14 protein-coding genes are annotated in these 24011 nt (G+C 41.7%); all 14 read right to left on the reverse strand.

What is annotated here, in order from left to right; translation table 11 throughout:
- Positions 1-84: 84 nt before the first annotated feature.
- The 14 genes from JW794_10680 to JW794_10745 all read right to left on the reverse strand — a co-directional run bounded on the left by JW794_10680 (position 85) and on the right by JW794_10745 (position 23837).
- Positions 85-3678, reverse strand: coding sequence for a T9SS type A sorting domain-containing protein (locus JW794_10680; protein MBN2018577.1), 3594 nt, complete (start codon positions 3676-3678; stop codon positions 85-87).
- Between the two features lie 39 nt (positions 3679-3717).
- A complete protein-coding gene (locus JW794_10685; protein MBN2018578.1) occupies positions 3718-6636 on the reverse strand; it encodes a cyclomaltodextrinase C-terminal domain-containing protein in 2919 nt (972 codons plus the stop codon).
- A gap of 20 nt (positions 6637-6656) precedes the next feature.
- The gene (locus JW794_10690) at positions 6657-7616 is read right to left on the reverse strand and encodes a carboxypeptidase regulatory-like domain-containing protein (GenBank protein MBN2018579.1); all 960 of its coding nucleotides are present in this window, start codon (positions 7614-7616) and stop codon (positions 6657-6659) included.
- 12 nt (positions 7617-7628) lie between these two features.
- Positions 7629-8054 carry a glycogen-binding domain-containing protein gene (locus JW794_10695; GenBank protein ID MBN2018580.1) on the reverse strand — a complete coding sequence of 142 codons (426 nt, stop codon included), beginning with the start codon at positions 8052-8054 and terminating at the stop codon, positions 7629-7631.
- 8 nt (positions 8055-8062) lie between these two features.
- Positions 8063-10009 (reverse strand): glycogen-binding domain-containing protein, encoded by a 1947-nt coding sequence (locus JW794_10700; GenBank protein ID MBN2018581.1) that lies wholly within the window; start codon positions 10007-10009, stop codon positions 8063-8065.
- Between the two features lie 32 nt (positions 10010-10041).
- Complete coding sequence (locus tag JW794_10705; protein ID MBN2018582.1) at positions 10042-11553, reverse strand: hypothetical protein; 1512 nt, start codon at positions 11551-11553, stop codon at positions 10042-10044.
- Between the two features lie 26 nt (positions 11554-11579).
- Positions 11580-12422 carry a conjugal transfer protein TraF gene (traF, locus tag JW794_10710; protein ID MBN2018583.1) on the reverse strand — a complete coding sequence of 281 codons (843 nt, stop codon included), beginning with the start codon at positions 12420-12422 and terminating at the stop codon, positions 11580-11582.
- Entirely contained in the window at positions 12419-13444 is a 1026-nt protein-coding gene (locus JW794_10715) for a hypothetical protein (protein ID MBN2018584.1), read from the reverse strand. Before JW794_10715 ends, traF begins: the two co-directional genes overlap by 4 nt.
- A gap of 120 nt (positions 13445-13564) precedes the next feature.
- A complete protein-coding gene (locus JW794_10720; protein ID MBN2018585.1) occupies positions 13565-14959 on the reverse strand; it encodes a T9SS type A sorting domain-containing protein in 1395 nt (464 codons plus the stop codon).
- Positions 14960-15054: 95 nt separating this feature from the next.
- Entirely contained in the window at positions 15055-17739 is a 2685-nt protein-coding gene (locus JW794_10725) for a PKD domain-containing protein (GenBank protein MBN2018586.1), read from the reverse strand.
- A gap of 17 nt (positions 17740-17756) precedes the next feature.
- On the reverse strand, positions 17757-18584 hold the full coding sequence (locus tag JW794_10730) for a sugar ABC transporter permease (protein MBN2018587.1): 828 nt from the start codon (positions 18582-18584) through the stop codon (positions 17757-17759).
- A gap of 18 nt (positions 18585-18602) precedes the next feature.
- Positions 18603-20888: an extracellular solute-binding protein gene (locus tag JW794_10735; GenBank protein MBN2018588.1), complete on the reverse strand. Its 2286-nt coding sequence runs from the start codon at positions 20886-20888 to the stop codon at positions 18603-18605.
- Positions 20889-20990: 102 nt separating this feature from the next.
- On the reverse strand, positions 20991-22130 hold the full coding sequence (glgA, locus tag JW794_10740; protein ID MBN2018589.1) for a glycogen synthase: 1140 nt from the start codon (positions 22128-22130) through the stop codon (positions 20991-20993).
- A gap of 12 nt (positions 22131-22142) precedes the next feature.
- The gene (locus JW794_10745; GenBank protein ID MBN2018590.1) at positions 22143-23837 is read right to left on the reverse strand and encodes a DUF3416 domain-containing protein; all 1695 of its coding nucleotides are present in this window, start codon (positions 23835-23837) and stop codon (positions 22143-22145) included.
- Between the last annotated feature and the right edge of the window lie 174 nt (positions 23838-24011).

A 24011-nucleotide genomic window follows, 5' to 3' on the forward strand; every position in this document is an offset into this window, starting at 1 on the left:
CTAACCCCTTTCGGGAAACATTTATTTATAATTATTTATTGCAATAAAATAAAACCAGTAATCTCCAACAAAAGAATCCAAGTTCTATTTATGTAAAAAAATCACTTTTTGTGTTTGAGATTCTTGTGAACTAGAAAGTTGTATGAGATAAATGCCGGACGGCACTTTGCTTCCAGATGCATTGCATCCATTCCATATGATCGTGTTATTTCCTGAGACAGGTTCATTATCAGCGAGTGTTATGATTTTCTGACCTTTGATATTAAAAACATCAATAGTTACATGTGACGGTTCGCGTACTGAATAATCGATAGTGACATTATCATTGAAGGGAGAGGGATAAAGATTCGAGAGTGAAAGGTTTATCGAAGGTTCATGTCCCTGGGGATCATCGATGGAAACACCTGCATTGAAGGTCGAGACCTTATTCTGTGACATATCATAATAGAAATAAACATCACTGTTGTAATCGAGATTGAGAAAGAGGTTATCCCCTGTTGTGTTCTGGGTCCAGTTATTATTCAAAACAATTTTATATTCATAGCTGCCTAAAGGGATGGAGCCGAACCAGGTATAGATACCATCGTTGGCTACATCATCTCCATCGATACCGTCGTCATTCATTTGAGTGAGTGTGGTCTGTTCGTTCCAGTCTGTGCCGCCGATTTCGGAAAGGAAATCTCCAACAACAACCGGAGGATTGGGACTGTGAAAAACATACTCATCGTAATCCTTTTCTCCGACCTGGATACCGCAGTTCGCATAGATCGTTACAGAGCCTGGTGTGCCAAGTGTGAACACTTGGTTGTCTCCCGGCCAGTCATTGCCGTCCCATGCATTGCTTTCGATGATCTTATATTGATATTCTCCTGCAGCAAGCGACATCTCAACCTGCCATACACCGTTGTCCATAAGTATCAGATCATAGGTATGATTCGAGGGCGTCCAGCTGTTCATTGTGCCAACCACATGGGGTATGATGATGTCTGTTACAGTACCGGTATTATGAGCAGGATCGATAACATTGCCGTTCAGGTCTTCCACATTGGAAACCACCACATCGCCATAATCACCTGCCTGGAAGGTTTCGTTGATCATAATCGTGACTTTGCGAATATGCGAGAGAACAATTCCTAAGATGGTATATGAACCTAAAAAATTTTGTAACGAGTAATTCGCTGGATCGACAGCCATCGCTTCATCGACCGGTTCATTATACACGAGTTGCAACTTGTTATCACCCACAAGATATGCTTCTCCATTAACGATCTGCGGTGGATAGGTATCCTGAAGTTCATCAGCAAGATTATCGAGTTCAACAACTTTATTGTTATAAGGATCATAGGGTTCGCTGGTGAATCCTGCATAAAGATATATCACGAAGCTTCCTTCACCTTTGATCTCATCACCTTTGACCAGAGTTCCTTCGAATTCCGTATTGAAATCAGCACCTGCATCGCCGATAACGATCGCAGCAGTAGCCCCTGAAGCAGAATTTCTCTGACCGCAGTACTCACCACATTCTCCCCACATTCTCTGCAAGTGAGATTTTCCTGACCAGATCAGATCGAGAAGATCGGGTGACCAGCCGGATTTCACATACCCTGTCTCGTTGCCAAAATTATATTCCACCGTAAGATGTGGATCACCAGTCTTGAGTGAAATCACCTTGCTTACTTCATTCTTGGAAAGTATTGCATTAACACTGTCACCCACACCGGTATTCACTGTCATTGCATATAGATCGTGCTGGTAGTTCGGGGATGCTTCAGAAAGTGCTGCAACGTGATTATTCGAACCTTCATTGTAGTCACCATCGGTTTCAGACCAGTAGGCAACATCAGAACCGACGACAGAATAACCATTACCCGATCCATCTTTGACGAAGATCCAATTCGCTTTTCCACCGATGGTTTCAAACACATACATTGAAACGTCATTATGCATAATGAGTTCATCCACACCATCTTTATCTATGTCTGACATGAAAGATGCTGTAGTTTCTGTGTAATCACCATTAGCCCATCTGGATGCTTCTGCGTAAACATTGGCATTCTTTATATGTGCCGAATAGCGGTGCTCCCAATCTGCGATCTCTCCGCTTGTATGCCAGCCAGTTTCGTGGAGATTGATCATGAGGGTGTACCAGGCAAGTTGAGAAAGCCCATTATCGGGGCATGTAATTATATTGTTATAAACATCGTCCCATATGTAACCATAAGTCCATTTGGGAGAATGGTAATCAGAGTGAGATTCTGCAGCAGCCCATTGCGTGTACCAGCTGTTATTACTGCCGCCGTAACCATCTCCCCCGCCAAGAAGTCCATATGTACCGGGTGTGATATCGAAACCGCTTCCGTTAAAATCTGCGTTTGCCAATGCTGAATCGAGTTTCCAAACATTGATCGCAGGATAGTTATCATGACAGTACCAGATCACGCCTTCATAGTTGTCTAAAAAGAATGTATTATGATGTTCATTCATCTCAGCAGCTACTTCCCAGTCGGTTCCGTAAACTGCGATTTCATACTGTCCCTGAGAATTAATGTAGTTTTTCGCACCGTCTGCATCGTAGTGCATTTTCCCAACGAATTCATTATCGATTGGTATCACGCGCAGGTTGACGCCGCTTCCGTTGTTCATCAAGTGAATTTTATTCTTGTTCACGGACCAGCAATGAGGGCTGTCATCAAGCACGACAGCATCTACGTCGAACTGTTCCCAGTTATCTCCAAGCCAGTCGATAACACCGGCTTCAGGATACTGCCCGGGATTAAGCCAGACACGTTCGGGAATCCATGCAACGCGCGGCACGTAATTGTATCGGTAATCAACCATATCGCATTCGATAGACACCGACCAGTTGTTCATATCGTTCTGCACAAACGGCATGATGTGCTGACCTAGTGCTGAGGTCATCATCGAAACCCAGCCCTCTGATGCTCCTGTTTCCAGCCAGTCATTGAACTCCTGATTATGCCATTCTGCTGCTGGCATCAGGGTTCCGGACATATGAAAGTTGCCTGGGATATTCGTGGCTTCATGCACTTCAAGCACTTCATCGAATCCGCTTGTTTCTTGAGGATCCTGTCCGTAGAACACCTCAGTATAGGTTAATCCCTGGTTACCATGATGAACAAATGCACAATTGCCACCGCGGAATCCACGATCACCTTTACCGATAAAGGTATCAAGCATAACATCGTCCAGGAATACATCTATTCTGTATGTAAGATCCTCTTTTGTATAAGACTCATTTAGCTTTGCAGAAATCTCGAGCAAATTTGAAGAAGGATTTCGCAACATTTTATGATCACTCATTTTCAATGACTGCGAATCAATTGGAAGAGAAAACTGATCGATTAACTTTTTATTTTTGCCGGCATATAATGAGACTTGAGCAGATATATTTTTGTTCTGAAAATTATCTTTCACAACAATATTGTTCTCTCTTTGAACCATATCATCAAAAGTGATACGGACAAACAGCTGGTCATTTTCTACCCGTGCAAATACTGAGGATATATCTCCAAAGGATGCATTGCAATCTCCTATCTGGTCAAAACCAATGAAATCATCTTTTTGCCAGGATGAGATATCCCCTTTTATGTCGAAGGCAAACGAATTGGCTGAGATAAGCAATAATCCCATCAATACGAAAACAACTTTTATATTCATACGTCAGCCCCTTTCGGGAAAATTACCCTTTCGGTAATATTATTTCAATATTGCTCCACTCATCGCTGGCAGCTCGAGTTCGACAACATCATGTATCACATTATAAGATGCGCCATCGAGAAGATTTGTCACTGATTTTTGTCCTGTTGTGATCGGGATACTGACCTTCATTAGTTCTTTATTATTATTGATGACTACGGTGATCGAGCAATCATCATTGCTGCGCTTGTATGCATAGACCATACCTTCGGTCAGTACAGTGTGGAAATCGCCTGTCCTCAGGCACGAATAGTTTTTACGAATTTTGATGAGTTTCTTATACCAGTCTCTGAGTGCGACTCTTTCGGGATCTTCGGTATATTTCCAGTTCATAGGACGACGGCAGTCAGGATCGTGTGCACCCATCATACCGATCTCATCACCGTACCAGATATGTGGAGCACCGACATAGGTCATCGAGAATAGCATGGTAAGTCTGAGTTTACCCAGATCACCATTGATTGTCTCGAGATATCGGAATGTGTCATGGCTGTCGATCAGGTTCATCATTGTCTGCACTGCCTGGATGGGATAGGCAAGCAAGCCTTGTTTTATATCGCGGTCAAAGGTCTTAGCGCTGCAGCTTCTCATTGCAAAGAAACGCATGACCGGATCTTTAAAGAATGCATAGTTCATCACAGCATCGAAGTAATTACTGTTCACCCAGTCCGTTGCATTGCCCCAGAGTTCGCCAACAAGATAGGCATCCGGTTTAAGTGATTTTACTTTATCGCGGAACAGTTCCCAGAACCAGAACGGCACTTCGTTGGGAACGTCCAGACGGAAACCGTCGCAGTCCATATCACCGATCCAGTATTCGGCAACATCAAGAATGTAATTCACGACATCCCAGTTAGGATCAGCATCATTGATGTTCTTGATACCATTCTCTGCAGGATTGGGAAGTGTGAGATCATAGTTAAGATCGGGCATTTCTCCGACACCCCACCAACATTCATAATAATCTGCAGGACTATATTTTGCAGGGATCGGATCTGGCAAAGGCCATTTCTTGAATTCATACCAGTGCCAGTATGGTGAATCAGGTCCATTCTTCAATGCGTCCTGAAAAGCCCAAAATGTCTCACCTGTATGATTGAAAGCACAATCTATGATCACATGAATACCATGCTCGTGTGCTTCTTTTACAAATTTTTTAAATTCATCTGCTGTTCCAAAATGGGGATCGAGTTTCATGTAATCGACTGCATCATATTTATGATTTGATTTTGCTTCGAAAAGTGGATTGAAATAAATAACGGTTATGCCGAGGTCTTCGAGGTAACCTAATTTTTGTCGAACACCTTCGATGTCGCCACCATAGAATGACCACCAGTCCGGCTTACCGTCATGACGATAGGGATTGCTCTTTAAGCTGGATATGTCATACCAGTCATCAACAAGGTGGAAGTATTGTTTATTTGGAGGAAGCTTTTTGCCGGGTGCAGGAGGTTTATTCACTCCTTCATAGTACCATTCTGTGAAATCCTGATCATTGGATTTGTCGCCATTATAAAATCTGTCGCAGAAAATTTGGTAAATGATACCATTTTTGACCCAATCCGGTGTAAAGAACGGTTCGACGACATCTTTGGAATAGTGGAAAACTTTGGATTCATCAAAAGTTTCGGTTAGTGCACCATCGATAAGGTAGAATTCTTTTCCACCATCAACATAGATAAAATAGTAGTCAAACTCATCATCAGGTGAGTTGAGTTCGATGATCTTCTGATAGTAATCGAAGGTATCATCAGAATCTATGAAATCCATCTCGATCTTTTCACCATCTTTCCATAGATAGATCGCTTCAAGGTCATTGCGATGTGCTTTGGCTTTGAATTGAATGGATGTTTCGGAGAGAGGGTTTACTGTTTCGAGCGATTGTTCGGTTGGGATTCCATAGGTCATGATCTCACCGTCACCAACTTCTATCTGTACTCTTGGGAACCGTTCATCCACATCAAGGATAGAGTTCTGACCACCAAAACCGTCATCAGCAAATCGGGATGCACTCATATCAGTAATCCAGTCGGTTCCATTTACCACAAACTTATATTGATACTCACCGCCTTTAAGGAGTAGCGTTGTTACATACACTCCGTCTTCGGTTTCTTCCATTTGATTGGCTTTCTGGTTCCATCCATTAAATGATCCAGCTAAGTAAACGTCGTTCACGCCTTCTTTATCAGGATTGTATGAAAATTCAACTTTATAGAGTGCATCGATATCTTCTTTTTTGCCGACAAACACGATCGCATTCTGTCCACCAAAGCCGTCGCCGATAAATTCTGCTGCATTTTCGTCGGTGACCCAGTTGCCATCAACAACAAATTTATAGGCATATTTGCCTTTGGGAAGCTGAACAGTGGCAGTATACACACCGCTATCTTCCTTCAATTTTATATCACTATCGGACCAGTTATTGAATTCACCGGCAAGATATACATCATGCTTTCCACCGGTTAGAGGTTGATATTCAAAAGTGACTGGAAAAACTCCGCTTTTCGGTTTAACTTCTTCTTGGATTGTGGTTGCCATTTGTTTATCTCCAACGGTTATTACTGAATTTTGTCCGCCGTATCCATCGTCGGCGGTATTTGGATTATTCGGATCAGCTTTCCATTCCGAACCGTTAACAACGAATTTATACTGATAGGAGCCGGGCTCGAGATCCATGGTAATTGTCCACAAATCGCCCTTTTTTATCATCGAGTTTGCACCCGGATCCCAGGAATTAAAATCACCAGCGATCGTAACTGATTCAGCATCGGGTGCTTCAAACGTAAAGGCTGTGCTGCCTTCCTGGGGTGTTGTTTGAGCAGTCGGTTGTGTTTGTCCTTCGAACTCACCGAATCCCAGTGTTGCGCATCCTGCGATGAGCAAAGGAATGATGAGGATTAGAAATGCATAACGTTTCATGTATGTTCCTCCTGAATAATTTAATATTGTCTGCTGAAGACGGTTGTAAAGCTGAATTGATCATCCTGTTGAGGGATTGTATCATCGCATACGTATGGCGCTCCACCGCCACCAATAAGTGCAACTAAAGCCATTTTAGTACCTATAGGCACTTCACCACTGCTATAAATCTCAGTAAAGGGAATAGCCATCTCTATAACTGAAGCGTTCACTGCAATATTTGCATCTAGAATATGTTGATCTACTGCTGATGGATATTCCAAACTTACTACAGCAATATCACTTACTAATGCCCACCCTGAATATGCAAGGTCAGCGCCAAAGTTATCAGGTGCAGTTACATTTTTATTTAAATGATCACCATATCCGCCCCCGGTAATTTCCGAAAAGTCATTAATACCGGTTCCTTTCCCATAATCCTTATCAATGTAAATGTTCACGGTATTATCGGCACTAGAAAATGTTCCATCAACTGCAATATACAGACTATCATCACTTCGTGCCAGATAGAGATGTACAAAATTATTACCTGCCCAACCTGATTCATGTGTATTTTCATACACAGGTTCCCAAGTAGGATCTATTATTCCGTCAATCGTAATGATTTTTACTTCTATCCTTTTTATAACATCTAATTCAACTGTATCAATCGTAGTTGTTGAATATGCGCTAAGTTGAATATCTGTAACGGTAAAATCATCATAATCAGGTGCAGAGACATTGAGTTGATAGGTGCCTTCTGAGAGATTCTTGATCTCAAAAGCTCCTGTTGCATCTGTCGTGGTTTCACCTTGCAGTGTGGAAACACCGGATTTGTATGCCTGCACAGTTGCAGTTAACGTATCTGGTGAACCATCTTCAAACTGTATGATTCCCTTAAGAATTGCATTGTAGCTGTATGGTGCAAGGAAAGGAGTTTTATCACAACTCATTAAAAACACTGCTGTAATTAAAATTGCTAAAATAAATATTTTTTTCATTGAAACCTCTTCTTAGTCGACAATAAGGACAGAATTATATCCGCCATAGCCATCATCCGTGACTTCAAAGGCATTGGGATCTTTCACCCATGTATTTCTGTCGATAACAAATTTATATTCATATCTTCCTGGAGCGAGCTTTTTGATGACCGTCCAGATGCCGTCATCAGCAATTCTGTCTCCGTGCGTTCCATCATCATACATCAAGTCGATCTGCTCGTTGAAGCTTCCTGATGCTGTGGCAGTTCCGCTCCACATATTATCCGGAAAACTTCCAGATAATGTTACAGTCCGTGCAGAAGGAGCATCGAACTGGAAGATATATCCGCCCGGCACTTTATGAGGTGAGGGGAGACGTTTTTTGATAAAATTTAAGGAGCAGCCAGTGATGAGAACGAGGATCATCAAAACTATCATAGTTAATTTTATTATCTTCATAATGATCCTTAAAATGTTATCACAGCTTCGAGTCCGATTCGCTGCTCTTGAGTGAGAGATTTCTCAGCCATGCGAATACGTTCACCCATAGCAGTATAGCTGTTCTCAAGATACGTTTCGAAATTACCAATATCATTAAGGTATTCAAATCTACCAATTGGCATGAATTCATCAGAGATATCGCTCAGCGCAAAGGGATTCACACCCCAATAGAGTGAGAGCTTCACATTTGTGCTGAGATGATAGGTTAAGCTGGTAAAGTTTGCCCAGAACACATCTTCCCATGTACTGTAATCAGTCTTAAGCCCAAGGAATGGATCATTATAAATGGGAATCCTGCAATCGGTATAGAGTGACCATTTCGGTGAGATGTTCCAATTCCAGAAGATCGTATTCTCTATGAGTTTGGGTTCATACTTGAAATCCTGCTGCGCGATCTTTCCGTCATAGCCAACAGCAAAATCTAGTCCGAAGAAATCGAAGGCATACTTTGCGGCAATATCCCAGAAAAGTGCAGTTTCATAACCGACAAGTGTATATTGCGCATAAGGAACCTCAGAGCAGGTCTGGAACCAGCGCCCATTTGCATCGGTGCGTTCCATATACACATAGTAGTCACGCCAGCTTAGGGCGCTGTCAGGAAATACTGTTTTCCATGTGCTAAGTGAAATGTGTGCGAAGATGTCGTCGGTATAGAATTTCGTGCCGACGGTAAAAATATTCTTTGTGATGTCCTTCTGTAAAGAGACCTTGTTTTTCTGATAGGAGGCATACGCACTGAGTGCAGCTGGGAAATCGATTTTTACGCCTGCATAGATACGATCACCGTTTGCGAATTCAGTTTTTACTGAATCCATATTCATGTTATCTGTATCTTTGAATTGATAGTACTCGCCCATAAGTGAGATATTCAACGGTGCTGTCCAACCAGGTTGATCGAATGCGTAACCAAGTTGAAGATCGACTTCCGAACTCACATGCTCCTGAGAGGATGTCGATGTTACCGGTACCTGGGCATGATATTCACCATATCCAATTTTTATAGATGCAGTTTCCGGAATGACATGAAAATCTCCGCTTGCTCTACCTGCTTTCACATCCATATCATTATCGCCGACATTATCTCCAAACACTGCTTCGAAGTTGAAATTGAATGGAATATTAGCAAGAGGTAGTATGATCGTCGGCACTTTTGATTTGGCATACACTCCCATGACTTCATATCCGAAATCATAGTTCCTGTATCCAATAGCACCAACAATATGAAGGGGATCGTCAAAAGTGAGGAATCCATATTTATCAAAAGCCCGAACAAAGAAATAAGGTGCATCAAGTTTGAGATAGCTACGCTTGAAGTTGAGATGCGTCTTCCACATATCAACACCTTCAGCGATGTTGTTAATGTTCATGACAGTGTAGCCCTCAACCTGAGAATTGAACTTGATCTTCATACCAAGATTCATATCATAAAGCGGTTTATCGAGCATCAGCTTGCCATTGTACTCTTCCTTTTCGAAGATATTTTTGCTGTACACGCGTCCATCGAAAAGAACTTTGGGGTTAAGAAAGGTTCGGACACCGGTTTGCTTTTGCTCGACAACTTTTTCGGTCACCAGACCACCAGATGAACTTACTTCGACGAGTGAATTCACACCACCGTAACCGTCATCCTGTTGTTTGGGATTATCGGGATCGGCATACCAGTTACCATCAACCACGAATTTGTACATGTATGCACCGCTATCAAGCGGAATGACAATATACCAGACGCCGTCTTCATCCATTTCCATAATGTGTGCACCGGTGTTCCAGTCATTGAATTCACCTGCCACACTGACCTCTCCGGCATTGGGCGCTTCATAGTAAAATTTAACACCCTTTTTTGTTATTCCAACTCCTGCATACGCAGAAGCGGTTATACAAAGAATTATAACGAAAAGTATTACTTTTCTCACACGTACTCCTTATATCATATCTATCATTTTTATTAAAACCATGCTTTATACACAACTTGCAATTGCTTTTGCATCGAACCACCGGACACAAAGCTGTCATCATTGACCAGACCGTAACCGCCGTACCAGCTTGGACCATACTGAAGATACAGCTCAGAATTGCCGCCAATCCTATATTGGATCTCAGCAAAAAAACTCATACGAGATCCAACCCTGTCGTTAACGACCATTCCTCGTGCAAAAGCACGCCATCGTTCCGAGAGATTAACCGCACATTCTATACCTGCGATTTGCTTTTCCCACGTTTCACCAATATCTTTTATCTTGAATTGAGTGAGAAGTTTTGCCAATTTATTCTCAACAGAAAGTTCTGCAAAAAAATCATTATGTTTATATTTTTCTCCGTGCCAAACTTCATCCTTTTTATTGTAATAAACCTTGCCCTTGAAGCCGTTCACAAACTCGATATATGCTTCAGCATAGATGTTCGAAACCGGATCGAGACTATATCCGATCGAGTATTCCTGGCCTTCAAGCTTCTTATGTTGTGAGTAGTTCAAGGTAAACGTAATTGCTCTTTGCGGAACAAAATAGTATGTATTCACCCAGACACCGTATTCATCAGACTTGTTTTCACCCATATAGTTTCGATAGCATTTTCCGTACGTCCATACGCCGGGATTGATGAACCAGTAACCATAACTCGGATGACCAACACGGAAACCGCGGAATTCCATTTTAGCAGCGACGTTGGTTTTGAAGAATTCTCCAAGACCTTTAAAATAATCACCATCATCAAAATAATCTTTACTTCGTTGCCTGTAATACTTCAGCGTATCTTTTATTTCCTGTTCGGAAGGCACTCTGGAAAATGCGAATTCCATATTGAGCTGATAATTACCAAGTTCTGCATGCTCATCAAAAGCCCAGACTTCGTTATAGGAATCCTTTTCGCCGATACCATAGTTTTTTCTCTGGTAGAACATACCGGCTCGAAGATTGTTTTTAAATACTTGCTGCCGATATCGTACAAGATGGATATCATCGCTGTCACCCTGCGAGAAATCTGAGAACACGTAGGTTGCGCTTCCGCCGAAGGTTGCCCACAGATCAAAACGAACACCCTGACCATTGCCGTCATTATTAACCGAACCGGTATTGAGCACATTCAGCAAAGAACCGTCTGTCCAATAATGATTATTCTCACGGCTGAACAGAACTGCATTGAAGCCACGACCATTAAGTTCCTGCCTGTAAGAAATATGCCCTTCTGCAAAGATCGCTTCAGAATGATCCATCATCTGACCATTTTCATTCCATTTATCAGCATAGAATTTTACATATGCTTCTGAATTGGCAATAGGATTTGCATAGAGCCGAAGTTCCACTTTGAAGTCAGGATCCCAGAGATTCCAATGAAAGCTGTCCGTCTCATACTTTGTGCCGAACACACTTTCCAGATAACCTTCCAGGCGAACCTGTGCATTGAGTGAAATACTGATCGCAAGCAGAAAAAGTAGTACAAAAATTATTCTTTTTTTCACAATAGATTTACCTGTTTATTATACTTTTAAAATTGAAGCCCGAAGGAAACGCGGTATGTGCTTCCCAATTCTTCATGGGAATAGACCGCACCATCGAGATTCCAATGTTTTGCTTTTAAACCGAAACCGACCGTCAAATATTCTCTGTTCAGACCGATACGAGGTGCAAAGACATCAAAGAACCAGATCTCCCAACCGAAATGCACACTACTCTCGTCTTTATCCCATTGATAATCCAGGAGAAAGTTCACCACATCACGCCATCGATAATGAGTGCCAAGCGTAAAGTTACGATTGAGTTTTTCATTCTCAGAAAGCAGTTTGATGCTTGGTTCAAAGATATTTCGTGCCACGAATCCAATGGAGAAATTCTTCAGTGGAGTTGTGATCAAACCTGCATCTATATCGAATTTAGATGCATCCTTTGCATCGTCATACCCGGGTACTCGTAGGCTGTAATTATCCAGACTTAATCCAAATCTGATCGGGATGTTCTTATACCAGATGATACTTGCTGCTGATACTGCGATCACCTGCTCTGCATACTCATTCAATAGATTGATCTGTGACCAGCCGGCACCAAGATGCACAAATTTCAGAGGTATCGAAACAGCGACCATTTGATTATACAAGTCACCGATCTCATAGAGATTTTGATGAGATGCGAGGATTGAATAGGTGTTCACATAGGATAGGCCTGCAGGATTCCAAAATACTGCAGAAGGATCATTGGCAAGTCCCACATACGTTTCTCCCAGCGCCATGGGTCGCGCTCCCCAATTCATACCGATAAAATTTGCTGAGAGCAGACCTGGAACGAGGATGACTAAAGAGAATATCAATAACTTCTTGTTCAATACTTTTTTCATTTTATTACCGAAATTGCTTCGTTATGACTTACTTCTTTTGAGTCCGACACCACTCTTAGTACATAAATGCCAAAGGGAACGGTGTTGCCATGTTGATTTTTGCCATCCCATTCCCACTCTTGTGTGGTTTCGTCGATGATCTGAGCTTTTCCAACGTACTCACCGCGAACATCATAAATCTCAACATTAAATGCTGTGACCCGGTTGGGATCGATCTTGAATGAGAGTGTTTCTCCCTGATCAGGTGCAAAGACTTTCCCGTCCGGAAATTCAACTTTATTAACATTCAAGGGAATTTCTTCAAAAGGTGGTGTTTTATAAAAATGGACTCTTTCTTTTGGACTTATTCCGATGTCAGGACTACCATCGCCTGTGGAATCTACAACAATTGATACATAGTTATCAAGCACTGCGGTTGAGATCCCGTCGCTGGGCATGCCACCGAGATTATTGGGTATCACATCGGGTCCGCCAAGATTATCTGAGCCGGTTGTGATGACTGCAAGCATCTTGAGTTCTGGAAAATTCTTCATAGAATGTGTCGAATCATAATAGATCACTTCCCATGGAATTGCTGCTTCCATCGCCCTGCCAAGATTTCCTGTATTGTAGGTCGAATAATCTTCGATCGATATCTCGTCAGCTTGTAGCGATGAACCTTCACGCATCTTCCAGAATTGCGGATTATCATTCGTATCCCAGGTAGCAAGGAAGAAATCGGGATTAGTGCCGTAGAAGGTGAATGCCCTCATCCAGGTGTTCAGATCGAGCATATCATGAATGCCATACGAAGGATAGATATCGAGATAGTAGATAACATTATTATCCCAGGAACAAGCATCGATTGCAACGTACAAATTGGTGAGATCCCATGTCAGATCGATCTGCTTCACATCGTTGTATTCACCCCACCATGAATCGTCATCCAATTCTTGAGATTCTGCGAGAGGTTCTTTGATAAAGAGTCGTTCATTATCCTCGAAATCGTTACTGAATCCATCTATGATGATTCGACCACTCAAGTCGTCACCTGTGGTGGCTGAAAGCGAGGTGACAGAAAAAATTATTAATAATAGAAAGAAGAGACCCCGATTGAACAACCGGGATCCCCTTATTTTGTTATAATTTGTCATAATATGATTTTATCTCATCATTATCATTTTATTGATTTCAGATACATCGTTCGTCGAGATTTTATAGAAATAGATGCCGCTCTTCAGTTCTTTGCCCTGAAGGTCTTTTCCATCCCAGGTCACATCACCCTGTCCGAAGGCGTCCGTCTGTGTTTCAAACTTCTGAACAAGCTGTCCTTTCAGATTGAAGATAGAAACAGTTGCTTCCTGATAGGTTTGAGACTTCAGCGCAAATGAAATGTGAGTTTGTGTGTTGAATGGATTGGGTGAACACTTCATGAATATATTACCTTGATTTTGAGGATCATCTATTGAGGTGACCGGACCCATCGTTCCATACACGCAGCTTATGAGCTGGGTTGGGCTTGAATCATCAATATCAAAAGTGTGATTTTCTCCAAAACCGGCCTCAAGATCGAGCCCGTTTCTACCGAGTTTGAACTCAATATGCTTCCACGAACCTGCTGGGAATAGAAATTCTCCAGTCCACAATTCATCAGTAATGATCTCTACCAATTCATTATGTATAACACCAAAATCCCAATCGAAGGGAGCAACATTGCCATAGATACCCAAAGAATCGAAAACGCAACCTGCACCAACTGAGTCAGCAACATCAACACTGACAGTAACCGTCACATCGATATCCGTAAAATCGTTAGGATCGAGATTATTGAAGTATACAACAGGTAAGATCATTGTCGGGGAGGAGTCATCGATCGTAAGGGTTCTGTTAGCGATCTCATTTTCCCAGTTGCCGCCATTCACGAACTTATATTCCTGGCTTGGGTTTGTTCCTGCAGTAAAGAGCACATCGCCGGCGTAGATATCATTACCTTGAGCTGTCAGTTCATTAGCACTGGCATTCCAACCATTGAAACTTCCTGCAACCGTTACCGGCTCGATTGGTCCAACAACACTCAGGTCAACCTGGAATGTGACTGTTACGTCCTGGCTGATACCGCCAACGATATTATATGATCCGGGATTTCCTGCATCATAAGGACCTCCACCTGCCTGATCTGTTCCGTAGGAATAGGTTGCGTCTGTCGAATCATATCCTTCGCAGTAAAAATTAATAATATCACCAGAACCGAAATAGGTATCAGGGATTGTGCCCATATATTCATCATTATTACCAACAGCAGTATTGTAGGTCATTACATAGGATTGATATGTTGTTTCAGTGGATTTCTTGTAGAAAAGTGTTGCAGAAAGATCGGCTCCGGGACCTGAGCCGCCGGTTACTCCATCTTTCCAAATTTGATAGTACACTGTTATATCAGAACCATTCGTTTGATTCGATCCTGAATTAGGCCAGATATTTCCACTCCAGCCAATAACTGCGTGAAGAGTGGAGAAGGAAAATAAAATAAGAACTGAAAAAATTATAATTTTTTTCATGTGTTCCTCCATGTTATTCATTATTTTTTTTTGCATTTTTTTTGATTCCATGTCAAGTTTAAATCATCCACTCAAGTATGAATGAATATTATAAATTATTTCATCAAAATCATTTTTTGAGTTGAAACAAAGTCGCCTGCATTAATTCGATAAAAGTAGATACCGGGTGATACGTGATGACCGCTCATATCCACACCATTCCATGCAAGCTCATGATTACCAGCGTCAAAATCCTTATTACAAAGCGTCAAAACCTTCTCACCTTTGAGATTATAGAGGATTATCTCTACATGTTCATTTCCTTTAATGGAAAATGAAATCTTTGTCGAAGTTTTGAAAGGATTCGGATAGTTAGCATGAAGGGCATCGACATATACCTGCGGTTCATTTCCAACTCCCACGAGTTCCTGTACTGTTATGAAGACAGTATCAGGATCAGACCACGAGTTACCATCATAAACGATGAGTTCGATAGGAAATACTTCATTCTGCGTTACGAGGGGTGCTGTAAAAGTAGGATCAACAATCGAGGGATCGTTCAATGAAATTTCAGGAGGAGCAGTCCAGCTATAGGTAAGTGACAATCCTTCGGGATCGTATGAGCCTGAGCCGTCGAGTTGAACAAAATCCCCCTCATCAACCGTCTGGTTGGGACCTGCATCCGCGATTGGAGGATTATTTATTATGTTAACGGTTACCTGATTTGATGGTGCAGATTCACCTTCAGGATAAATTGCTGTAACAAAATATACATATTGACCAAGAGGGCGGTTCATATCATTATATGCAGTTGAGGTTGGATACACGATAACGATAACGACTTCATCCCGATATACCTTATAATATTGAATGTCTCTGCCTTCTGCGGTTGGAGCATCCCAATCAAGATGCACATCATCGACATTGACGGTGTAGGTTAGATTTGTAGGAGGATCAAGAGGTTCTGAGGTTACATGTATGTAATTCCATTTTGTAAGGGAATTTGTACCGAAGTAATTGGTGACTGTGAGCGAAACCGAATAGGTTCCTGCGCCTGTATAAGTATGTACTGGATTTTGTTCATGGCTTGTGTTGCCGTCACCAAAATTCCATGTCCAGGTTGTGATATACGAGTAAGATAGATCAGTGAATGTTACTTCAAGCGGCATACAGCCCGTTATTGGAAATGCTGTAAAATTTGCAGTTGGAGGTTGATCATTCAAAACTGTTATAACAACATCATCAGGATCGGAATAAAGTGCGCCATCAAAGACAATAAGTGAGATCGTGTAATCAGTATCTTCATCTACCAGGGGTGCAATAAATGTCGGATTGACAGCTGTCGAGTCTGAAAGCACTATGCCGTCGGGTGCGATCCAACGATAGGTTAGAGGAAGTCCGTCAGGGTCGTAGGAACCTGAGCCGTCCAGGTATACTGTATCAGCTTCGACAACGATTTGGGGATCTCCTGCGTCAGCTACAGGAGGAGTATTAGTTCCCACGAAAACATTTTCAATATTTGACGGAAAGGATTGACCTTCTGGATAGGCAGCGGTTACATAATACCAGTGATATCCATTCGGAACAGAATAATCAGTATATGATGTCGTAGGTTGATATACCAAAGCAAAGATCGAGTCATCCCGGTAAAGGTTATAATACTCGACATCTCGTGCGGTTGGTGCATCCCAAACAAGATTGACATCCATGTTATTGACTGTTGCTATGAGGTTTGTCGGAGGATTGGGATTCAGATCGTCATAATAGACAACAGGGATGGTTGTGATCGTATCATCGATGGTGAAGGTTCTATTTGGAAGCCCATACAGCTCAAAGTCGCTGTTCAGTCGATACTTGAACTCGATCTGATCGCCCACCTGACCATAGAATGAATACTCTCCGGTATAGATCTCATCTCCATCATTGTCTGCAAGTTCCCATTTATCCCAATTATTCATTGTACCACTCACAGCGGATGTATCTACTCCAGGTATAAACCAGCCATTCCATATCTGCAGAGACATATCGACCTGGAAGGTTATGAAGATCTCGTCGGGTGGAATGTTATTGAAATAGACAGGGGGAAGGATCATTGTAGGAGATGAATCATCAATATTCAATATCCTATTAGAGATATTGTCTTCCCAGATCGAGCCGTTCACAAATTTATATTCCTGGTATGGATTTGTCCCGGCAGTAAATAACACATCACCGGAGTAGATATGATCTCCATCATCATCACTCAAAGTATCTGCACCTGCAGTCCAACCATTAAATGAACCAGCAACAGAAACCGTATAAACAGGATCCACGATGGTCATATCGACCTGGAAGGTAACCGTTACGTCTTGATTCAGTCCAGCAATGATATAGTATTCGCCGGGATTATTCTCATCGAAAGGACCGGCAGTATTCTGATCTGTTCCATACGAATATGTCGCATCTGTGGAATCATATCCTTCACAGTAAAAATAGACTGTATCTCCTGAAGTGAATAAAGCATTCGGAATAACACCCAAATATTCGTCATTATTACCGACATCAACATTAAACGTCATTGCGGTAGAATCGAAAATCGTTTGTGATTGGGTTCTGTAAAAGATGGTCGCAGAAAGACTGTCACCTCTGCCGGGCAAGTTTGTTACACCATCTTTCCATATCTGGTAATAGACCGTTATATCAAATCCATTTGTCTGATCAGTATAGGAATTCGGCCAGATACCGCCGCTCCAACCAATTGCTGCATGCAATGAACTCACTGCAGCTAGTATAATCACGAAAAATATAATAATTTTTTTCATTTATGCTCCTTTGTGATTTATCCTTTAACACTACCCAGCGTAAGCCCTGAAACAAGCCATTTGCTGAGAATTAAAAATACAATTATAACAGGTATGCTGATAATCAGCGCACCAGCAGCATACATTCCCCATTGTGTTGTCATATTTCCTTGCAAACTCTTCAACCCAAGCGGAATTGTGAACATGTCTTCATACCACAAAACCTGTGCTGCAACCACATATTCATTCCATGCTGCCATAAAAGAAAAAAGTGCGGTAATTACGAGTGCAGGTGATGCAAGCGGAATGATGATCTTCCAAAAGGAATAGAATTTACCTGCTCCATCTACTTTTGCAGATTCCTCCAGACTCGATGGGATCGTATCATAATAACCTTTCATAAGCCAGATACAGAAGGGAAGAGCTGATGCACTGTACATAATGATTAGTCCGACAAAACTGTTCACTAAACCAAGCTTCGAGATCATAATATACAACGGAAGAAGAAGCATTGTTGCAGGGAACATCTGCGTAACAAGTAAAGCGAGAAGACCTGCTTTTCGTCCGGGAAATTTATACCTTGAAAAAGCGTATCCCGCAGTCGAAGAAAGTGCCACACCGATGATCGTTACTGCGAGTGTAACCAGCAAACTATTTCTGATCCACAGAAGAAATGGTTTTTGCGTAAAGAGTTGCACATAATTATCAAACGTTGCATCTTCTGGTATGATGCGCAGGGATGTATTGAGAAGGTTATCTCCGGGACGAAGGGATATTGTGAGGACACGCAGTACCGGGAAAATCGAAATTGCAACAAAAATAAGGAGAACTGAGTAAATAATTACATACTGGTACCATCGTTTCATTTTTGTCATGTACGCCACCTATGCCTTTTCCGCTACATTGGATCTCTTCATGAATGTCACGCTGAAGATTACCAGAATCAGGAAGATAACCATTGAGAAAGCTGCCGCATATCCATACCGGTACAGGTTGAACGCTGCCCGATACACGTACGAAACCAGTATATGAGATTTATCTGCTGGTTGCCCGCCATTCGTGACCAACCATATAACTGTCAGTTTATTAAATGTCCACACAATACCAAGTGTGATCGCTGGTATCATAACAGGTTTAAGAAGTGGAACAGTCACTTTCCAGAATCGCTTCCATGCAGATGCCCCATCTATTTCCGCTGCTTCGTACAATTCTTTAGGAATTGACTGCAAGCCACCAAGCGCAATGATCATCATAAAAGGAACTCCAAGCCAGATGTTCGTGATCATGCTTGCAATAAAGGCAGTTGTTGCTTCCGAAAGCCAGTTCACCGCAGGTATACCGAGTTTATGCAAGATCAGGTTTATCGCTCCGGTATCATACATAAACATACCCCGCCACGTGAGCGCTGTAATATATTCCGGAACTGCCCAGGGGAGTATCAGCAGTACACGTATGATCGCTTTGCCGGGCAGATATCTGTTTAAAAGGACTGCAAGAAATACACCGATCGTAACGTGGAAAAAGACATTTACTACCGTCCAAACGACTGTCTTAAAAAAGACAGAATAAAAAATCTTCTCTGCAAAGACCTGCAAATATTGCCCGAAACCGATTATTGTCCATGAGTTGACATTCGTCATATTCATATTGGAAAAGGAAAGAACAATATTATAGAAAAATGGATAGATGACCACACCAAAAAGAATTACGGAAGCAGGCAGAGCCATAAAAACAGCAAAACGGGCATTTTTTGTCTCAAAGGAATTTGGCTTCCTCATCAGGGCGAGAATAAATTTAAAAACAAGAACATACGTAAGATATAAACCGAGTGCTATGCCAAGAACAAAAAATATAGTCGAAGCCAGTGTGGTCTCTTCAGCACTTTCATCAGAGCCTTCATACATTTCGGCAATTTTCTGAACGCAGAGTTCCTGCTGATATTCTGCTGCTTTTTTCGGTGACATATTGCCTGAGATCACACTTTGAAGAGCAGGACGCATCGCATCCCATGCAGCACGCATCTCGGGAATGATCGGCATAAGCTGACCAACCTCGATCTGTTCGGCTGATATCTTCATAACAGGATCGTTTGCAATTGCCGGTCGTTCCTGGAGAGACTTCAAACTTGGAATCGACTTGAATTTTTCAACAAATTGAAGCTGTACTTCTTCTGAGGTTAGATATTTAAGCAGAAGCTTGGTTGCTTCCAGCACTTCTCCTTTTGCTGAGCCATTCACTGAATAGCCCGTTGCAGAAACCATCGGTTTGCACCACTCCTGTGTCTCTTCAACATAGGGTATGCGTGCAAGTCCGAAATCTACATGCGGTGAAGCAATATATTTGTTCCATGACCAGTCACCATTAATAATCATTGCAGCATTGCCCTGGTTGAACATGTTGTCAGCAATATCATAATCGCATTCCGGAGGCATGATCTTATATTTGTTCCTCATATCGAGGATGAGCTGAAATGCTTTTTCTGCAGCCGGTGAGTCGAGTTCAGGATTATTATCCTCATCAAATACCTCTCCACCATATCCTCCAAAGAATGGAACGAACCAGAAGGGTTCGGTGTAATTCCATACAAGTCCCCACTGATCTATCGTGCCGTCATTGTTTGTATCTTTCGTTAATTTTTGACCAAATTGGAGAAACTCTTCGATTGTTTGGGGTGGATCGCTGATCCCGGCTTCATCAAACAATTTCTTGTTGTAAACAAGTGCAAGATGATTTCCGAGTCTGTCTGCGATTTGATAGATATGACCTTTATATCGGACAAGCCCCTGATCAACGAATTTGTGATAGAATTCTTCAGGATAGAGATCCTCCATCGGCATGATGATGCTTATATCACTATTCTTCTGCTTCATCACCTCGAAAGGACCGATCTGATCCATAGGACCATACACGAGCTCGGGACCTCCACCGGTAAACGCTGCAGCTGCCTGGTAACCGGTTCTGAGTTCCTCAGTTCCTTTGGCAAGCACCACGACTTCAATATCAGGATTGTTTTCCTCAAATTCCTCGATCACCTGCTTGAGCACAGGTCTTTTCTCCGGTTCCATCTGATGCCAGAGATGAACCACTGTTTTTTCTTTCTCCTCTCTCTTGCATCCAAACGATGCCAAAACCAGAAGTATGATAAGAAAAATCAGTACATTTTTTTTCATTATTTTATCTTAGTTCATCCAAATTATTAACTTTAATTAACAATTAAATATCCAATCTTTTGTCAACTAAATCAAAATCATTATTATTAGAGAGCTGCAAGGCTATTTTTCATCTAACAATTTTGCATACATCTCTTTTGTTTGCTTTGCGATGATCCTCCAGTCAAAGTACACTTCGACTCTCTTTCGTCCGTTTTCGCCGAATTTCTTCGCTAATGATTTATCATTAAGTAATATATTTATTTTCTCGGCAAGCTCCTTGGGTTTTTGGGGCTCGACAAAAAATCCTGTTTCTCCTTCAACAACTACTTCTTTGATACCGCCAACCTTGCTGGCAACCACGGGTGTCTTGCACGCCATTGCTTCAAGATTAATGATGCCGAAGGGTTCATAAATCGAAGGACAGGCAAAGACAGATGCATTGCTGTACAACTCAATATACTGTTCTTCTTTTAAGAGTTTATTGATCCAAAGGGTATTTGTGGTCTCATTCATCTTCTCGGTCAGCATCTGCTCTATTTCAGGAGTGTCCGGTGCGCTCGTGCAAAAGACAACTTTAGCTTTGATGTCTTTGGCAGCTTCGATTAGATAGATCATTCCTTTCTGTATGGTGGTACGCCCTACAAAAAGCACATATTCCTCATCGATACCATATTCTTTGAGCGTATGACCTGTAAGCGTTTCTTTCCACTTGCGTGTATCGATCCCGTTATAAATAACGGCGATCTTCTTTTCGTCGATGTTGAAATATTTCAGGATGTCTTCCTTCATCATTTTCGAAACTGCCACGACTCTATCTGCGTTCTCAATGCCGAGTTTTTCCACCCAGCTGCTGAGACGATAGCCAGCTCCGAGCTGCTCTTCCTTCCATGGTCTGAGGGGTTCGAGACTGTGGGAAGTGAGAACGAATTTATTATTATAGAGTATCTTTGCCAGGAATCCAGCAAATGCAGCATACCACGTGTGCGTATGCACAATATCTGAATCCATAACATCATTCACGATCGAAAGATCGATGCCAAGCGTGTCCAGCGCTTTACTGATACGAGGATCACCATCAAAATCACCGATCGATGAATACCCTTTGACGCGGTATCCATTTTCTGTGATATCCTGGTCACCGAAAGTACGAACCTCAACATCTATTAATTTTCGTAGTTCTTGCACCAGATAACGAACATGCACACCTGCTCCGCCATAGACGTTCGGCGGATATTCTTTTGAAATAAATGTAACTTTCATATAAACCTGCTCTTATTTTTTATATAGGGTGAAAATCCATGCCGGATCTTCATTGGATAATGTTATTGATATTTCTCTTCCTTTATGTGTAAAGCTTTTCCCGGATAACAATTCCTCAACCGTATATTCCTCATCGTAAGGTATGCCAAATTTTTCAAGAGGAATCTGTATGACACTTTGATGCTCGTTATAAGCATCCATATTTATAGCAACAAGGACCGTGTTTTCATTATCATAAGATGTCTTTCCATAAAATAGAATGTGTTCATCAGAAGATTCATAAAAGGAAAGATTCCTGTAATAATGAAGCGCTTTGTTCTCCTTGCGGATCTGGTTGAGTTTTATTATGTATGATTTGATATTTCCCGGTCGATCCCAGTCCCAGACTTTGTATTCATATTTTTCAGAATTAAGATATTCTTCGGTTCCAGGAACAGCTTTATTCTCGCACAATTCGTAACCATTATACATTCCATATACAGATGATAAGGTTGCAGCAAGAACGATACGCTGGAGAAAAGCGGGGCGTCCTGCTTCCTGCAGAAGCGGCATGAGGATATCAGGGGTATTGGTAAAGAAGTTACCGCGAAAATAATACTTCATCTCAGTCATAGTCAGTTCGGTAAGATATTCGGTGAAATCCTGTTTATTGTAACGCCAGGTGAAATACGTATAGGACTGAGTGAAGCCTACTTTTGCGAGTTGCTTCATCATTGTTGGTTCGGTAAATGCCTCAGCCAAAAGGATTGCACCGGGATCTTTTGCATGTATTTCTTCGATCACCCACTGCCAGAACTCGACAGGTTTTGTATGAGGATTATCAACCCTGAAGGTTCGAATTCCCTGATCGATCCAGAAGAGGAAGATATCACGTAGCTCATTCCAGAGCAGCTCTTTATTTTCGCATTCAAAATTCAAGGGATGTACATCTTCGTATTTCTTTGGAGGATTTTCCGCATATTTTATCGAACCATCAGGATTGTGATAGAACCATTCAGGATGCTGCTTGATCCATGGATGGTCTGGTGAGCATGTAAACACAATATCAATTACGAGTTCGATACCGAAATTTTCTGCTTCTTTAATAAAACGATGAAAATCATCCATTGTTCCAAAATCCGGATTTACAGCTTTATGACCGCCATGTTCATTACCAATTGAATACAGACTTCCTGGATCTTCAGGTCCAGCATTGAGAGAGTTATTTTGTCCCTTTTTATTTGTGTGCCCAACAGGATAAATGGGTGCAAGATAGATCGTATCAAAACCGAGATCGTGGACATACGGCAAACGATTGATCATATCACCAAAGGTGGCACTCTTGCCTGGAACTGTTCCCTGTGAGCGAGGCCACATTTCATACCACGCAGCATAACGAGCTCGAGGACGGTCAAAACAGACTTCATATATTCGTTCATGTATGATCTCTTCACCTTCGAATAATATGGAGAATGTATATTCATATAATCCAACCACATCAGCTTTAATAAAACCTTCGAATTGATGTTCATCTGCAGACTGCATAACTTGATCTTCCCAGAGTTTCTCACCTTTTCTGCGGAATTTGAGTTGTATTTTTATCTGTGAAGTATCTCCTTCAACTGTTATCCAAACCTTAAAAGGAAGGTCGGTTTCCCATTTGCAATAATACTGTCCATCATCGACGAGTGGACCAATATTTTTAAAAGTAATTCTATTCATATTCATAGAACTCTTGCTGATTTCAGCGTATGTGATGTCAAGGTTTTTGGAGTGTGAGTATTTGAATTAAAAAATATCTTACCACAGAGAGCATCCAGCTTCATTTCATAACGCCACCACAGGCAGAGGACACAGAGTAAGGAAGGTAATCACGGAAAAAATATATTTGTAATTATAAGC

The organism is Candidatus Cloacimonadota bacterium, assembly GCA_016932035.1.
Taxonomy (GTDB): domain Bacteria; phylum Cloacimonadota; class Cloacimonadia; order JGIOTU-2; family JGIOTU-2; genus Celaenobacter.

What these genes read in the sequence shown, in the direction of transcription:
- JW794_10685 (MBN2018578.1), bottom strand. Translation starts at nt 6,636, where the DNA reads ATGAAACGTTATGCATTTCTAATCCTCATCATTCCTTTGCTCATCGCA.
- glgA (MBN2018589.1), bottom strand. Translation starts at nt 22,130, where the DNA reads ATGAAAGTTACATTTATTTCAAAAGAATATCCGCCGAACGTCTATGGC.
- traF (MBN2018583.1), bottom strand. Translation starts at nt 12,422, where the DNA reads ATGAAAAAAGTATTGAACAAGAAGTTATTGATATTCTCTTTAGTCATC.
- JW794_10680 (MBN2018577.1), bottom strand. Translation starts at nt 3,678, where the DNA reads ATGAATATAAAAGTTGTTTTCGTATTGATGGGATTATTGCTTATCTCA.
- JW794_10745 (MBN2018590.1), bottom strand. Translation starts at nt 23,837, where the DNA reads ATGAATATGAATAGAATTACTTTTAAAAATATTGGTCCACTCGTCGAT.
- JW794_10725 (MBN2018586.1), bottom strand. Translation starts at nt 17,739, where the DNA reads ATGAAAAAAATTATTATATTTTTCGTGATTATACTAGCTGCAGTGAGT.
- JW794_10730 (MBN2018587.1), bottom strand. Translation starts at nt 18,584, where the DNA reads ATGAAACGATGGTACCAGTATGTAATTATTTACTCAGTTCTCCTTATT.
- JW794_10695 (MBN2018580.1), bottom strand. Translation starts at nt 8,054, where the DNA reads ATGAAGATAATAAAATTAACTATGATAGTTTTGATGATCCTCGTTCTC.
- JW794_10690 (MBN2018579.1), bottom strand. Translation starts at nt 7,616, where the DNA reads ATGAAAAAAATATTTATTTTAGCAATTTTAATTACAGCAGTGTTTTTA.
- JW794_10735 (MBN2018588.1), bottom strand. Translation starts at nt 20,888, where the DNA reads ATGAAAAAAAATGTACTGATTTTTCTTATCATACTTCTGGTTTTGGCA.
- JW794_10720 (MBN2018585.1), bottom strand. Translation starts at nt 14,959, where the DNA reads ATGAAAAAAATTATAATTTTTTCAGTTCTTATTTTATTTTCCTTCTCC.